The sequence below is a fragment of the Acinetobacter sp. 251-1 genome (genome assembly GCF_030329305.1).
Classification (GTDB): domain Bacteria; phylum Pseudomonadota; class Gammaproteobacteria; order Pseudomonadales; family Moraxellaceae; genus Acinetobacter; species Acinetobacter piscicola_A.
In genome coordinates this window covers 38,260-54,383 of record NZ_JACANS010000014.1, presented here as the reverse complement: position 1 = coordinate 54,383, position 16,124 = coordinate 38,260, and the positions used below count along the sequence as shown (strand labels likewise).

General features: G+C 36.8%; 17 protein-coding genes. 4 read left to right on the top strand and 13 right to left on the bottom strand.

The window, feature by feature from the left end; genetic code table 11:
- Positions 1–38: 38 nt before the first annotated feature.
- The 9 genes from HX129_RS12675 to HX129_RS12635 all read right to left on the bottom strand — a co-directional run bounded on the left by HX129_RS12675 (position 39) and on the right by HX129_RS12635 (position 8,383).
- Complete coding sequence (locus tag HX129_RS12675; RefSeq protein ID WP_130074854.1) at positions 39–854, bottom strand: ABC transporter ATP-binding protein; 816 nt, start codon at positions 852–854, stop codon at positions 39–41.
- Positions 855–865: 11 nt separating this feature from the next.
- The gene (locus HX129_RS12670) at positions 866–1,627 is read right to left on the bottom strand and encodes an ABC transporter permease (protein WP_286436267.1); all 762 of its coding nucleotides are present in this window, start codon (positions 1,625–1,627) and stop codon (positions 866–868) included.
- Positions 1,628–1,638: 11 nt separating this feature from the next.
- Complete coding sequence (locus HX129_RS12665) at positions 1,639–2,487, bottom strand: ABC transporter permease (RefSeq protein WP_286434983.1); 849 nt, start codon at positions 2,485–2,487, stop codon at positions 1,639–1,641.
- A 33-nt stretch (positions 2,488–2,520) separates the two neighbouring features.
- Positions 2,521–3,588, bottom strand: a complete 1,068-nt coding sequence (locus HX129_RS12660; RefSeq protein ID WP_286436265.1) for an ABC transporter substrate-binding protein — start codon at positions 3,586–3,588, stop codon at positions 2,521–2,523.
- Between the two features lie 32 nt (positions 3,589–3,620).
- A complete protein-coding gene (locus HX129_RS12655; RefSeq protein WP_286436262.1) occupies positions 3,621–4,940 on the bottom strand; it encodes a putative porin in 1,320 nt (439 codons plus the stop codon).
- Between the two features lie 198 nt (positions 4,941–5,138).
- On the bottom strand, positions 5,139–5,354 hold the full coding sequence (locus HX129_RS12650) for a TOBE domain-containing protein (protein ID WP_130074859.1): 216 nt from the start codon (positions 5,352–5,354) through the stop codon (positions 5,139–5,141).
- 109 nt (positions 5,355–5,463) lie between these two features.
- Complete coding sequence (locus tag HX129_RS12645; RefSeq protein WP_286436260.1) at positions 5,464–6,168, bottom strand: Crp/Fnr family transcriptional regulator; 705 nt, start codon at positions 6,166–6,168, stop codon at positions 5,464–5,466.
- A 117-nt stretch (positions 6,169–6,285) separates the two neighbouring features.
- Positions 6,286–7,230: a TauD/TfdA dioxygenase family protein gene (locus HX129_RS12640; RefSeq protein WP_174493541.1), complete on the bottom strand. Its 945-nt coding sequence runs from the start codon at positions 7,228–7,230 to the stop codon at positions 6,286–6,288.
- Positions 7,231–7,537: 307 nt separating this feature from the next.
- Complete coding sequence (locus tag HX129_RS12635; protein WP_180046392.1) at positions 7,538–8,383, bottom strand: SDR family NAD(P)-dependent oxidoreductase; 846 nt, start codon at positions 8,381–8,383, stop codon at positions 7,538–7,540.
- A gap of 232 nt (positions 8,384–8,615) precedes the next feature.
- On the opposite strand from HX129_RS12635, the gene HX129_RS12630 reads away from it, so the two are divergent.
- The 3 genes from HX129_RS12630 to phoR all read left to right on the top strand — a co-directional run bounded on the left by HX129_RS12630 (position 8,616) and on the right by phoR (position 11,605).
- Positions 8,616–9,293 (top strand): TetR/AcrR family transcriptional regulator, encoded by a 678-nt coding sequence (locus HX129_RS12630; protein ID WP_227554801.1) that lies wholly within the window; start codon positions 8,616–8,618, stop codon positions 9,291–9,293.
- Between the two features lie 225 nt (positions 9,294–9,518).
- Positions 9,519–10,229, top strand: coding sequence for a phosphate regulon transcriptional regulator PhoB (gene phoB, locus HX129_RS12625; RefSeq protein WP_130074864.1), 711 nt, complete (start codon positions 9,519–9,521; stop codon positions 10,227–10,229).
- A gap of 17 nt (positions 10,230–10,246) precedes the next feature.
- Positions 10,247–11,605, top strand: a complete 1,359-nt coding sequence (gene phoR / locus HX129_RS12620) for a phosphate regulon sensor histidine kinase PhoR (protein ID WP_130074865.1) — start codon at positions 10,247–10,249, stop codon at positions 11,603–11,605.
- 88 nt (positions 11,606–11,693) lie between these two features.
- Here phoR and asd read toward each other — a convergent pair whose 3' ends face one another.
- The 3 genes from asd to pncB all read right to left on the bottom strand — a co-directional run bounded on the left by asd (position 11,694) and on the right by pncB (position 14,710).
- Entirely contained in the window at positions 11,694–12,545 is an 852-nt protein-coding gene (gene asd, locus HX129_RS12615; RefSeq protein WP_286436258.1) for an archaetidylserine decarboxylase, read from the bottom strand.
- On the bottom strand, positions 12,542–13,390 hold the full coding sequence (locus HX129_RS12610; protein WP_286436256.1) for a sulfurtransferase: 849 nt from the start codon (positions 13,388–13,390) through the stop codon (positions 12,542–12,544). The genes asd and HX129_RS12610 overlap by 4 nt, the downstream gene beginning before the upstream one ends.
- A 111-nt stretch (positions 13,391–13,501) precedes the next feature.
- Positions 13,502–14,710 (bottom strand): nicotinate phosphoribosyltransferase, encoded by a 1,209-nt coding sequence (gene pncB / locus HX129_RS12605; RefSeq protein WP_286436254.1) that lies wholly within the window; start codon positions 14,708–14,710, stop codon positions 13,502–13,504.
- 307 nt (positions 14,711–15,017) lie between these two features.
- Between pncB and HX129_RS12600 the strand changes: the two genes are divergently transcribed.
- Positions 15,018–15,374, top strand: a complete 357-nt coding sequence (locus HX129_RS12600) for a roadblock/LC7 domain-containing protein (RefSeq protein ID WP_174493546.1) — start codon at positions 15,018–15,020, stop codon at positions 15,372–15,374.
- 80 nt (positions 15,375–15,454) lie between these two features.
- Here HX129_RS12600 and HX129_RS12595 read toward each other — a convergent pair whose 3' ends face one another.
- Positions 15,455–15,646, bottom strand: coding sequence for a ribbon-helix-helix protein (locus HX129_RS12595; RefSeq protein ID WP_130074870.1), 192 nt, complete (start codon positions 15,644–15,646; stop codon positions 15,455–15,457).
- Positions 15,647–16,124: the final 478 nt, after the last annotated feature.

The window sequence follows — 16,124 nt, the reverse complement described above, 5'->3', positions numbered from 1 at the left end:
TGCCCTTTCATGGGCATTTTTTATTTACTCAATTGACTTTACCATGCCAGCCCGTAACGCTCTAACTCATGCGGCTCAGATCTCACCTGCTGAGCTGTAAAATCCTGCAAAATGTCATGTTTTAAAGCTGTCAAACGATAATCCTCTCGACGTCGAGGACGCTCCAAATCAACATTCACAATACGTTTAATTCGCCCCGGATTTGGTTGCATCACCACAATACGATCACCCAACAACACAGCTTCCTCAACATCATGGGTTACTAAAATCGTGGTGACTTTTTCTGACAATAAAATACTTTGTAGTTCTTGTTGTAAATTAGAACGTGTCAATGCATCCAAAGCACCAAAGGGCTCATCCAATAATAAAATACGTGGACGATTCACTAAACTACGTGCAATTGCTACACGTTGACTCATCCCACCTGAGAGTTGACTCGGGTAGGTATGTTTAAATGCAGTGAGCTGTACAAGTGCTAAGTGATAATCGATCAATTCTTGTTTTTCAGCCGCTGTAAATGGGCTTTTTTCCAATGCTAATGCAATGTTTTGTTCAACCGTCAACCATGGAAATAAGCGGTGATCTTGAAAAACAATGCCACGATCCAAACTTGTTCCCTGAATCGGTTGATGATCAATTTCAATAGAGCCTTCAAAATTGGCATCTAGACCGACCAATAATCTCAGTAAAGTCGATTTTCCACAGCCACTATTGCCCACGATGCTGATAAATTCGCCGGCAGCAATGTCTAAATTAATATGTTCAAGTACGTGTAAATCTTGCTGCTCACCGTGAAAAGATTTATTTAAATTTTGAATGCTAACCTGTCCTGCAACACTCTCTTTCTGCTTCATGTTCTATCCTCTTATTTGTGTGTGCCTTGGCGCCAACGTAAATTATAATTTTCAAAATATTGTGCAATTTTTGAAAAGACCAAACCCACCAAAGCAATGATGCTCATCCCATACAGTACGGTTTCCATTTGGAAGAGATTCTGTCCATCTAAAATAGGATTAACCACACCTGGTGCTGCCACAAAGAAATATTCTGCACCAATGGTAGCGACCCAAGAAAACACCAAGGCAATGTTTAAACCCGCAAAAATACTCGGTGCCGCCGAAGGTAAAATCACTTTAAAAAAGCGGGTCGAACGACTCAATTGAAAAATTTGTGCAACTTCTTTATTTTTTTCTGAGACATTTTTCACGCCATCATAGGTATTAAAAAATACGGGATAAAACACCACTAGTGCAATAAAAATAATTTTGGAGAGTTCACCATTACCAAACCACATGATCATCAGTGGAATCCAAGCAAAGACTGCCACATGTTTAATGGCATTTAGGGTCGGTGAAAAAAAACGATCTGCCCAAATATTTAAGCCTAAAAACAATCCCAAAGCTGCACCTAAAATGCCACCTGCAATAAAGCCCGTGGTATTACGCAGCAAACTATAGGCAATATTTTCAAACAGCTCTTTAGACTGCCAACTGTCTAAAAAAACCTGCCATACGTCTTGTGGTAAGGGCAACAAGGCACGATCCATCCAATTTTTATTGCTGACAACAGTCCAAATGAACAATAAAATGAGCGGAATCACCCATGCTCTCAAGTCTATTTTTTTCATCATTTTCTCCATTATTTTTGGGTTGTCCATGCTGAAAAACGCTTCTGAATCAAACGAATAATTAAATCAAAAGCAAAACCCACTACACCAATCACAATGACGGTTGCCATCACCACATCAAGCTGAAAGATTTGTCGCCCATAGACCATGAGATAACCAATGCCCTCACTCGATGCAAGCAGCTCGACTGCAACCAATGCCCCCCATGCGCTAGCGAGAGATAAGCGTAATCCACCGATAAAACTTAAAAATGCCCCAGGTAATACCAAATATTTAAAGCGAGACCATGTATTGAGTTGATAGACATTCGCGACCTCTGTCAGTGCAGTGGGAATATTGCGTACACCTTTAAACACATTAATGGTCATTGGCACTAAAGCAGATTTTGCAATTAAGATAATTTTTAAAGCTTCATCTATGCCAACCAATAAGATCAGCAAAGGAATCCACCCCACCACAGGAATCAAATTAATCACTTTAAACGTCGGCCATACATAGGCTTCGACTGTACGAGAAAGCCCCATGCTCAAACCTAAAATAAGCGCAATCACGATTCCTGCACTAAATCCGTAAGCGATTCTTGTCAGACTAATACTTAAATTTGCCCATAACTCACCACTACGATACAAATCCTTCAGGGCAGTCCAAACTAAGTCGGGTGCAGGTAAAAGCAATGGATTGACCCAATTTTTTTCAACTGAAATATGCCAAAGCCACAGCACAAACAAAGGGAAAATTGCACCAACTACCCAACTCAATAGAAGTTTATTTTTCAAAAAGAAAGTCAAAGAAATTGTTTTTGCCGATACTATTTGAGTGTTATGTACAGTGCTTTGTTTTAAAAGAATATCCTGAGACATTTTTAAATCTCCTGTTACAAAAAATACGAGGGCTTATTTAGCACTCGCACCTTGAGGTGTCCAAAATGTCTGTAAATTCAGTGTTTTCAATGCATTATTAACATATTTAGGCTCAATCCAACGATCAACATCAATATTGCCACGAATCAATTTAAGGTCTTGCCCTGCTTTTAATTTTTGCTTGATCAGTGCAACGTTATAGCCATCAAAAATAGGAGAACTATGTCGTTTCAAATCTACACCTGCGTATGCTTTGTCAAAGTTGGCATAAGGCAAGCCTGATTTTGACCAGAGTTTAAAAAGCTCGGTTTTATTGGCAGGATTACTTTCCCAAGCAGCTTGTTTCACCAATACATTAACAATCCGTTGTACAGTTTCGGGGTATTTCTGTTCAAATTTTGAATTAACTAAGACATAGCCCGAAAGCCGATTTACTGCAGGTTCTTGTTTGGTGCTATAAATAATTTTGGCAATTCCTCGATCGACAACAGGAAATAAAGTCTGATTACTCCAAATCGCATCTAAGTCACCACTCGCTAAAGCTGAATAACCCACTGCACCATCGGTATTGACAAAACGGAAGTCTTTTTCAGATAAACCTTGTCTTTTCAATGTACTAATCAAAGATAAATGGATGCTGGTACCTTTAAAAAAACCAATTTTTTTACCTTTTAAATCGGCAAATGATTTCGCAGTTGAACCTGTTGGCACAGCTAAATAAGCATTGTCATTGGTTCCACCCACAGCAATTAAACGTGTATCTAAACGACTGGCTTTACCAATTAAAGACGGTAAGTCGCCTAACCAAGTGATATCCACGAGACCATTGGCAAAAGACTCATTAATTGCAGGACCTGCACCCTTAAAGTTATTCCACTGAATCTTAATACCATCTTTTTGAAATTCTTTTTCAATCAAGCCTAATGTTTGTGTGGTTGAATAATAATTACTATAGCCCACAGGTCGATTACCTGTACCGACATAAGGGGTGGCTAAACGAATGACTGTTGGCTTTACTTCTGCGGCAAAAATCTGTGCGCTTGAAAATAAAGTCGTTGTTGCCAATACGCTACCTACGAGTATTTTTGACCATGCTGACATTGTATATTCCTCTTTAAATTTTAAAATTTTGACTAAAAGCCATATTGGAACTGCGCAACCAGTTCGTTATATTTTTGGTTGATAATTTGATTGTCTACGTGATTAAAATTGAGCTGAAATTTAGTCATTTCAGCAAAAAATGCATTTAAACCAATACTGTGAATATCTATCTTTTGATGATCTAGATGGGTATCTCGGTCGATGCTGTCAAAACGGTAAAAGCTTTGATAGGATTTCGGCCACCAGTCGTCATAGCGACCTTGATTACGGAAACCTTTGACAAATTGCTCACCAAAATTCCAAAATAACGTACCTGTATGTGCTTCACTTTTACGGTTATAGACACCGCCTGTGGCATTAATGAAAGTATCGTCTTCACCCTGTACATATTCATAGGTCACGCCAAAAGGATGGTGGTTGTAATAAATATCAAAACCTTTACGCAGGACATCACCTTTGCCTGCAAAGCTCGCTTCAGTACCACTTAAATCAAATAAATTGCTTTTGCCCTGATACCAAGACACGCCAAAGCTCAGTTCACGTAACCAAGAGTTATATTCAGCAGGTAAGGTGTAACGTAAACGCCCAACAAAATTTTTATCATCATTGTCATCTGACTTATTTGCTCCATTACCATTGACCAAACCAAAGGCATAACTCAACATCGGTGAACGGTAGTTATAGCCATAATCTACAGTTGGAAATGCATCACCACGCACAATCAAACCCACTTCCCGCAGTGCCAAACCGTAGCCATAACCTGGTAAGCTAAACAGTGCGTTGTTAATCGTTGGTTTTAAGTCTTCAGTTGCTTGTACTTCTTGCCCAAAAGGCAAAAGTTGCTGACCCAAAGTGGCACTCAAACGTCCTGTGTCTAAACTTATGGTGGGTAATATGTTATAGATCAGCTGTGCATCTAATAAATTTAAATAACTGTTATTTGTACCTGACTGCGGTGAAGTACCAAAACGCAAATTAAAGTCTAAGTTTTTTCCCTCGTTATAATCTTTATATAAATTGCCACTAAAACCAATTTGCACCGCACCCAAATCAAAGGATGAATGACGATCATTCACCGCTGTCATCGTATTTTTGCCATTGGGGTTGATATGTTGTGATTCATCCACATAAGCAGCTTTGGCTTGCACTACCCCATTGATCAACAACTGACGGGTTGACAACGCCGTCTTGGTGTCTCGTTCACGTTGAACTTGGTACTTATAATTTTCCAAATCACTTTGCATGCCTTGAAATTCAGCCTGCGTGACATAACGCTGATCTGCGTTTTCAGCTAAATTTTCCGTAGCAAGCTCTGTAGTAGATGGTTCTATCGATTCTGCAACGGAAGTCACTGGTGAATTTTGTTCAGTCGATTGATTTTTTAAACGGTTAATTTCACTTTTTAACTGTTGTAAGGAACTTTCAAGCTGTGCAACCTGCTGTTGTAACTGCTGAACATCGCTATCGGCATGGCTTAATGAAATACTGCACTCAATAAACTCACCGTTGTGAGAACATATTTAAAATTTTTCTTCATCAAACGTATACACCTACAGCTTTGCAAGTGATACATCAGTCGATTTAATCAGCACAATCACTTGGCTTCCGACTTGTAACTCAAGTTGTTCCACAGAACGAGTCGTAATGACTGAAGTAAAAATACCTGATGCCGTAACGACATCGACCTCAGAAACGACATCACCTTTAATAATTTCTTGGATTGTACCTTTTAACTGATTTCTAACATTGATAGATTGAATGGTCATCATTAACTCCTAATTTAACTTAGAAATTAATATGTAATATTTTCATAATATTCAAAAATAATATAAAAATATTTTAATATCACTTTTAATAAAATAAAAAATTAATATTTTAAATATCATTGACTTTATATTTCAAATACTGAAGATCTTTAATAACAATATTTTCATACTGCCACTCAATAATATTTAAACCCACTAGGTTTTTTATTTCTTTATTAATTGTTTGTCTGGAAGTAGATAATAAATCGGCTAAATCATGCTGTGATATTTTTAAATAAATTTCTATCCCTAAAGGATGATGCAGACCATATTGCAATGCCAGATTTAACAAAGTCTTACAGATTTTTTGATGTAAATTAGCAACATGCAAAAACTTAATTTCGGCAATAAGGTGATGCATTCTGAGTGCAATAAGGTCAAATACATCTTGTTTTAAACCATTGTTATTCTTTAATTCTTCTAAAAAAATCTGCTTTGGAATCACCAAAACACGCACTTGATTAAATGCATAATAGTCATAATCAATAATGTGCCCTTTTAAACAAGGCAGTGCATTGATTAAATTTTTTTCTGAAAAATAATTAAAAGCATGAAAACGTCCAGATACACTTAAATATCCAACATGAATAATACCATTCAATAGAATATAAAGTGCTTTCGAACAATTTTCTTTATTTAAAATTAATTCATTTTTTTGATATTTTTTAATATAAGCATAATCCAAAATATATTTAATATTATCTCCTGACAAACTTTTAAAAATATTTTTTAAAACATCAAAATTAGAAACAGAGTTTAAGTCATAATATTGCATAAAAGTATCCATCTAATATTTTATTTAATATTAGATGGAGAACAAAAATTGATCTAATGATTTATTCTGCTGTTCAACGCTTATTTTATGCAAAGTTATTTTAAATTTTATCTGTACTTATGAAACTTTTTCATATACCCCTTCTTCACTCAAACGATAATCCTTGATATCAAATTTTTCTTCTTTCACAATTGTTTGACTTAAACGTCCATCCACGCCGACAGGAATATCACCTTCTAAGGTCACACGGCGTACTACACGGTGTTGATCACCATAATCATTGATTGCGCGATGCTGTGTTGCACGGTTGTCCCAAATTGCAACATCACCTGCTTCCCAACGCCAACGGACAATATTTTCCTGTTTTACGACATAACTTTGAAATAAATCAAATAATTTACGTGAATCTTTACTATTAAAACCGACAAAACGTTTGAAAAAATGCCCTAAGACCAAGGTTTTTTCACCTGTTTCAGGATGTACACGTACTAAAGGATGCTCAGTTTCATATTCTGTAGATTTAAAGAAATTTCTATACTTTGCCAACGCTTCTTTATTAATGGTCAGCTCACCACTGGCATAATCATAATCGTTACTATGTACCGCACGAAGCGTATCAGCCAAGGCTTTTAAAGGTTCAGGTAATGATGCATATGCCGATGTAGTATTTGCCCAAACAGTATCACCACCTGCTTCAGGTGCAATCACACTACGTAAAATCGAGGCTTTAGGGTAAGCATCTAAAAAAGTAATATCGGTATGCCAACTATCTGCACGTGCACCGTGCGCTGAATCTAACTCTAAAATATGTTTAGAACCATTTTTAATGGGTACAGTAGGATGATTCAGTGGTGTTCCCAAACGTGCAGCAAATGCTTCTTGTTCTGCATCATCCAAATGCTGCTGTGCTTTAAAGAAAATCGCTTTGTATTGCAACAATGCTTGATTAATTTCAGCAATAACCTGATCCTCTAATTGTCCAGATAATTTTACACCCGAAATTTCCGCACCGATTCGACCTGTGATGGGTTTGACTTGAATGTGTTGATAGCTATAGCTCATTGTTATTTCCTCAAAATTTTATCATTAAATAAGAACAAAATTGTCTATGGCTTGATCTTGCCAAAAGTCCTTATTCCAATCTGTCAAATAAGTGACATTTTTATGCTGTATTTTAAATAAATAAAAAAATTAAAATGATTTAGCGCTGAAGCCACTCACACAATTAAGAAAATCATCTAAATTAATCTTGTCAAAAATGAATTTTGCAGCAAATTTTGATTATTTTGCAGTAATTTAAATCCCTTCCTGTCTTTACGTGGCGAAAAAAAAACCGTCATAAATGACGGTTTTTTGTGGTCTAAACCTATTATTTTGGTTCAAAACGCTTGGTTAACTTGGTCAAACCTGTAGCCAGTTTCTGATAACCTGTTGGTAATAAACGTTGTGCCAAATCAACAATCACCGCATCGCCACCAATCAATAAACGGCGTTTGTCTGCTAAAACTGCATCCAAAATTTCTTGTGCAGCTTCGACCGCAGGTTTACGCAACAGTTTATTAAATGCTTTCGCTGATTTATCAGGACTCATACCCAATGATTTTAAGCTGTCGTTCATACGCGCATCGTTGGCAATGTTGGTACGAATACCCCCTGGGTGTACACATAGTGCACTCACGCCACATTTTTCAATATCAAGTTCTTGGCGTAAAGACTCAGTAAAACCACGTACCGCGAACTTCGTTGCGTTATAACCCGACTGCGTTGGCTGAGCAGTTAAACCAAAGATACTTGAAGTATTGATGATATGCCCCTCACCTGTTTGCTTGATGTATGGTAAAAACTCTTTCGTACCATAAACCACGCCCCAAAAGTTAATCCCCACGATCCACTCTAATTCTTCGTATGTTTCACCCTCGACGGTTGCACCCAGCGCTACACCGGCATTATTAAAGATCATGTTGACAGAGCCATGATCTTTCACCGTTTCTTCTGCCCAAGCCTTAACTTCAGGCTGTTTTGCTACGTTTACTTTTTTTGATGTTACTCGTACATCATATGCTTTTAATAATTCAACAGTTTCGGCCAAGCCCTTTTCATTGACATCACTGATGGACAAATGACAACCTGCTTTTGCCAATAGAACTGCCAGTTGTTGTCCCATACCTGAGCCTGCACCTGTAATTGCAGCGACTTTATTTTTAAAATTTTTCATTGAGTTTCCTTGTTTGAATTCTTTCTGTATGTACTTTTTCTATACATACACTCACAGCTACACTATAATTTTGACAATGACTATTGTCAATATAATATGTTAAGCTTTTCAATGTTGATGAGTTGCTCAGAAGTATGACGTAAATTTCAACTATTTTTATTGATCAAATATTGCTATTTGCACACTTAATTTGGCACAAATTCATATGACTACACACGTATTAAATGAAACGATGCAACATGCTCAGAACGAAAATACATCTAAAAAAATGGTAAAAGAAAGACAATTTAAAGGTATGTCTCTTTCTGAACGAAAGTTAGCTCGCCGTGAAAAACTGATTGAAGCGGGTATTGAAACCTATGGCACACAAGGATTTTTTTCAGTTACCGTGAAAGACGTCTGTAACGAAGCTAAACTGACTGAACGCTATTTCTATGAATCTTTTAAAAAAAGCGAAGAGCTATTTCAAACCATCTTTTTACAATTGATTGATCAATTGCAACACAACGTGATGCAAGGGGTCATGCAAGCTTCTCCTGAACCTAAAAAAATGATTCATTCGGGCTTATTTGCATTATTTTCTATGCTCAAAGCTGACCCACGTATGGCACGCATCATTTATGTCGATGCGATGTTGGTGCAAGAGTTGCACAATCAGGCAACAATCCATGAAACCATGAGTCGCTTTGACCGTATGATTCAAGCTTTTGTCATGTTAATGATGCCGCAGATCAACCACAGCGAACAGGAAATTTCATTGGTCTCGACTGGCTTAAATGGCTATGTCACACAAATTGCAGTGCGTTGGGTCATGGGTGGTTTTAAGCTTTCTGTAGAACAAGTGGTCTTTGCCTGTGAAGCAGTATTTTTTTCATTATTAGAATCTTTTTCTGAAAAACAAAGTGCTTAAATATACCTGAACTTCTCAACCTTTAAATTTTTCATCCCGATATGAAAAATCAATGTCGACCATTATTTTATGGATTTAGCATACAAATTCAAAAGTTTTGTCACAAAGTTTTGCAAAAAATAGCCAATATGTTTTTTTTGCAATGATACTGTCATAATTAATCTTTGTAATAAGCCTGTCATAAATAATAAAACGGTACACCGTTCATACATAGGATATTGCGTTGTGAAAGATGACTATATTTTAATCGTCGATGACGAACTTCCAATTCGCGAAATGATCCATACCTCATTAGATATGGCAGGTTTCCAATGCTTACAAGCAGAAGATGCCAAACAAGCACATCAAATGATTGTCGATCAACGCCCTTCACTCATCCTATTAGACTGGATGATGCCTGGCGGAATTAGTGGTGTGGACTTGTGCCGCCGCTTAAAACGTGATGAGAACTTGGCTGAAATCCCTGTAATTATGCTCACTGCACGAGGTGAAGAAGATCATAAAGTGCAAGGCTTAGATGCAGGGGCTGATGACTATATGACTAAACCCTTTTCAACGCGTGAATTGGTTTCTCGTATTAAAGCCGTGCTACGTCGTGCCAATGCACTTAGTGGTGAAAAATCGATTGATGCCAATGGTCTAATCCTCGACCCTGTCAGTCAACGTGTCAGCTTTGGTGACAGTATTTTAGAAATGGGACCAACAGAATACCGTTTATTGGCTTTCTTTATGACTCATCCTGAACGAGCATATACACGTGCACAGTTGCTTGACCAAGTATGGGGCGGTAACGTCTATATTGAAGACCGTACTATTGATGTACATATCCGCCGTTTGCGCAAAGTATTAGAACCCTATGCTGCAGATCGTTACGTACAAACCGTTCGCGGTACAGGCTATCGTTTTTCGACACGTGCTGATGTCGCTTTAGGCTAAATTTAGGTCAGTTTTTTATGTATGAACCCTACCCCGTCCCAGATCTTGCACGTGAACATAAACGATTTCGTTACAGCAGTTTATGGACTTTTGCTAAACAAGATTTAAGACTGTTAGCATTTTTATTCGTCATCGGATGCTTTATCGGTTTTGGGATTGGGTACTTTTGGCTCTGTATTTCTTTCTCTTTTGCAATTTTTTTTATTTTGCAACTTCGCTCGTTATATTTGGTCAATGAGTGGATTTCTAACCGTCCTTATGATGTGCCACCGAATTTAAATGGAATTTGGGGTGCATTGCTATTTAATGTGTATCGTGCCCAACGTCAAGAACGTGTTGTTCAAGCCGAAATGGTCGGGTTAATTGATCGGGCACAATCATCCTTGGTTGCGTTAGCAGAAGCTGTCGTTTTAACTGACGAGTTACATCAAATCGAATGGTGGAATCCTGCGGCTGAAAAATTACTTGGCATCCAAATGCTTGATCGTGGTCGCAATTTATTGACCATTATTCGCCAACCTGGATTTATTGAATATTTTAACAATATTGATCAATATCCTGACGGAATAAAAATAAAATCAACGGTTTACGACGAGCATTATGTACAGATCAAACTCACTCGCTTCGGCAGTGAAAGTCGTTTATTGGTCGCTTATGACGTAACCCGAATTCATAACTTAGAACAAATGCGTAAAGACTTTGTCGATAATATTTCACATGAATTACGCACACCGCTCACGGTTCTCAGTGGTTATATTGAAACATTTACTGATCAAGAAGATTTAAACCCACGTTGGAAACGTGCTTTTGATCAAATGCAATCACAAACGCGACGTATGAATGCCCTAGTGAATGATTTATTGCTCTTGTCACGTCTTGAAGGCAATAAACAAATTGCTAAAAATCAAATCATTGAAATGCCGAGTTTAATGAATCAATTGTTTGATGATGCGCAAGCCTATAACGTCGATTATGGACATACGCTCAATTTAGACATCGACAGCCATTGTGACTTGATCGGCTCTGATACTGAACTTGCGAGTGCTTTTAGTAATTTAATTACCAATGCCATCAAATACACGCCTAAAGGGGGCTCAGTTACAATGGGATGGCATGATGATGGGTTACATGGTTATTTCACAGTACAAGATACAGGGATCGGTATTGACCCTAAACATTTACCTCGCTTAACTGAACGTTTCTATCGAGTAGACAGTGCACGTAGCCGACAAACAGGTGGCACAGGTCTAGGTTTAGCGATTGTGAAACACGTACTGATGCAACATAATGCTTATTTAGAAATTGATTCTATTGAAAATCAAGGCTCTACATTTAGAGTGGTATTCCCTAAAGAACGCTTATATAACCCTGAATAATTTTTGCTCTAATCTACATCTTAGAATAAACAAAAGGTGAAGAATATAATCTTCTTCACCTTTACTCAAACTGAGTATTTTTAAATACTTATAGGATATGCCCTAAAGCCTCACCCATGACAACCACGGAGTTCGCTTTAAATTGTGCATCCCAATTCATTTTACCTTGTTCAAATAAAACGATCGCGGTTGAACCTAAATAGAAGCGTCCTAACTCATCACCTTTTTCAAGTTTTAACTCATGATGGTTGAGTTCCAAGCGACCCGATGGTTTCACCTTACCTGTTGCTACAGTTTCGATGCCTGCAACAATCATTGCACCCACCAAAACAACAGCCATACGACCTAATTCTGTATCAAACAAACACACCATACGTTCATTACGGGCAAACAAATCTGGCACATTTTCCGCAGTCGTTTGATTGACAGAAAATAATTCACCTGGAATATATAACGTTTCAGTTAATGTGCCTGCAAAAGGCATATGCACACGATGATAATCACGTGGTGACAAATAGACGGTCGCAAACTCACCATTTTTAAACGGTGCTGCAAGCTGCGGATCACCAATCAATTTTTCAACTGAAAAACTTTGACCTTTGGCTTGAAATACATCGCCTTCTTTCACTTGACCTAATTGGGAAATTGCACCATCCGCAGGTGAAACAATACTATTTGCATCTGTATCAATTTCACGCACACCCTCTTTTAAAGCACGGGTAAAAAACTCATTAAATGATTTATATTTTAATGCATCACTTTGCTGTGCAATCGACATATCAATGCCATATTGTGCTTTAAACGCTTGAATGACGACATTTTTAACCAATGGATTTTCACTAGCTGCAAGTTTACCCACCACACGGCTGAGTTGTTGTTGCGGTACTAAATTTTGAGCACGAATAAAAAGTTGTTTTTTTAAGTTTGAGGTTAGACTCACGAAGGTGATTCTCCACTAATAATAGGACTGTCGAGGCGGTTGCCCCATTCGCTCCACGCACCATCATAAGCTTGAATGTTCCAACCGAGTAATCGACCTAAGATATACGCTAAGCCTGAACGATGATGTGATTGACAATACACCACCACAGGTTGATCTAAATGAAAGCCCAATTGTTCTAAACGTTGTTGCGTGCGTTCTAAAGGATGCAATTTTAAATGATTTTGACGATTAATTGCAGTACTCCATTCAAAATGTCGTGCATTTGGAATATGACCACCACGTCTTGCTGCTAAGCGTTGTCCTGTATATTCTTCTGTCGTACGGCAATCCCAGACTTGTACTGCGTTTTGTTGTACTTTTTCTAATAATTGATCATATTCGATTCTATATTTTTCTATATGTTGCAAATCCACCTGAACCAAATTTTCTACTTTTGTGAATGCTTCAACCTCAGATGAAGTTGGCAAGCCTGCACCTAACCATGCATGAATACCGCCATTCAGTAAACTGACATGTTCAAAGCCTAAACACTGTAAGTTCCAAATCAAACGCCCAGCCCACGCACCGCCTTCATCATCATAAACCACCACATGATGCTCAGGAGAAATGTTTAAGTATTCTATTAAAGCAGCTAAACCTTGTTCATCAGGCAATAAACCCGAAGCATGTTCTTCTTGTCGCACTAAATACTGTGGCTTAAGATGTAGTGCATGTGGAATATGTAATTGTTCATAAACCGAGCTACGGCTTAAATCAACAATGCGTAATTTTTCGTGTCCTAAATAAGGAACAAGCTGTTCAGCTTCAACCAACAAATCAAAATTAAAAATGGGAGCAGTCATACGATTTTTTGAATTTTAGCAGGATTATTTTAACCATCTTAGCATAGTCTTTTTTACGGTTTAGCTGATTTCCTGCATTTCTTTAGCAAAAAATCAGCTATCGTTTTTCTTCTAATTGCTTGGCTCAGCAATTTCAAAAACCTGACGTAGATAGGCTAAAAAGGTATCATTATCCGTCATTGTTTTTCCTGGACTGTCAGAAATTTTTGCCACAGACTGACCATTACACTCCACTAGTTTTAACACAATATTAAGCGGTGTTTGTCCCATATCATTGGTCAAGTTAGTGCCAATCCCAAAACTCACTTGAAAACGGTCTTTAAAATATTGGTAAAGTGCCCAAGCCCGCTCTAAATCTAAACCATCACTAAAAGTTAACATTTTGGTTTTGGTGTCAATTTTGAGTTTACGATAATGCCCATATGCTTTATCTCCCCACGTAAATGGATCACCACTGTCGTGACGTAAGCCATCAAATAATTTCGCAAAATATAAATCAAAATCACGTAAGAATGCATCCATTCCCACAACATCTGTGAGGGCAATACCTAAGTCACCACGATACTCTTGCACCCATGTTTCTAATGCTGATTTTTGAAAATCTCGTAGACGTACATCTAACGCTTGGAAAGCTTGTAAAAACTCATGTGCCATGGTGCCTATTGGGAAAATATTGAGTTCTTTCGCAATGAGAACATTACTGGTTCCACGGAAAATACTTGGTGCAGCTTTATGAAAAGTTTGAATCACATGACGTTGCCAATCTAGACTATAACGGCGACGTGTCCCGAAGTCAGAAACTAAAAATGGAGGATCATTTGGTTGAATCTGTGCTTCATATTTTTGCATCAGAACCACTTTGGCTTGTAAACGACGCTCACCTTCTGCCAAGACCTCATCTGAACGAATACGGCGAAAATAGAGTTCATTGACAATAGCCAATACAAAAATTTCAAACATCATTGCTTGAACCATGGGACCTTCTACCCAAATGTCCAAACGTCCTTCTGCATCAATACCTGCTTTAATAAAACGGCGCTTGAGTTGAAATAATTCTAAATAATCAACAAAGTCACTTTTGATAAAACGTAGCGTGCGTAGATATTGTAATTCGTCTTCTTTAAAGTTGAGCTGACAAAGATAATCTAGCTGTTCATTCAAATCATCTAAAATATCCGTCAATGGATATACGGTATCTTGTAAATTTCGGCAACGGAAATGGTATACGCTATGTGTTTGTGGAAATTTATGAAGTACCACTTGCAACATTGTAAATTTGTACAAATCCGTATCAAGCAATGACTGAATGATGGGTTGCATATTCGATCCAATTAATCTGTATCTTCTCACTATAAAAACTTAATCAAAACTTGCAAATCAAAAAATAGATGATCTTGCGTTTTTAACAAAAATCTGACGACTTTCAATTTTTAAATACCATGAAATATTCAAATAGTTATAATTATATTGTAATAAAATAATATTTAATATTTTATCATTAATATATATTGAAATTAAATATTTTTTTAATTAACATTAAATAAGATATAAATGTATTTAAAAATGTCAAAATCTAAAAATACTTTTTATATTTTCAAAATAAATGGGGTCAAATTAGGAAATCCTTATGTCAAAACTTAATTTAAGTGCATTAAATGAAATTGATGGTTTTATCGCAGCAGCATTAGTCGACAGTTCAAGTGGTTTAGCACTAGGAGCTGCAGGTACAGGCTTAGATTTAGAACTTGCAGCAGCAGGAAATACTGAAGTAATTCGTGCAAAGCGCAAAGTTGCTAATGCACTAAAACTTAATGATAAAATTGAAGATATTCTAATTACTTTAGGCAAGCAATATCACTTGTTACGCCCTTTAGACCGTAATGATGAGTTATTTTTATATTTGGTTTTAGATCGTCAAAAATCTAACCTTGCGATGGCACGCCATGAATTACGTGCGTTTGAAAAAGAACTTGATTTTTCTTAAGTAGAATTAGCTACCACCACATTTCGTGGTGGTAGTTTTATCATTTTGCCAAAATAACTAAATGAACATTATTATTTAATTTATTGATTTTTATCCGCAGTATTATTTTTCAATTTGGTCGCATAATCTACGCCATGTGATTGTAAGTATTCACGGATCAGTTGACGTACAACTTGCGATGGTGTGATATCTTGTTGGTTACATAAGTCTTCAAATGCTTTCTTTTTGATCGGATCAATCAAAATAGTCAATCGTGCAGTTTTATTTTCCATGCGTCTCTCTTCTATGATTAATTATAACTAAATTATAATTTAATTATAATTCAAATTCATCTATTTTTTATGCACTTTACATTTCTTCAATATTTTTGAATAGCGAAAATTTGCAAAAAGATTTATTCAACATCATCTATGTTTGAAAATTTTCCAACTGCCCAATAACCGCTTCACAACTCTAATTCGAGCTTAAAACACCTCTTGCTTTAGTCAAAATTCAAACAACTAAAGGCTATAATTGTATAAGCTTTTCGTTAGTTCAAAAATTAGGTACAAGCATATTTTCGCAAGAGATTTATTATATAATTGCCTTTAATGGATAAATTTTTTTATTATAAAAATAACCGTATAAATAGATTGTTAAATCAATCTTCTATAATTTCGATATTTTTCAATACATTATATCTTTTCAGTCATTTCAATTATTAAGCGCATAAATTTGATAAAATTCATATGGTTAAAAAATATCAGTCAT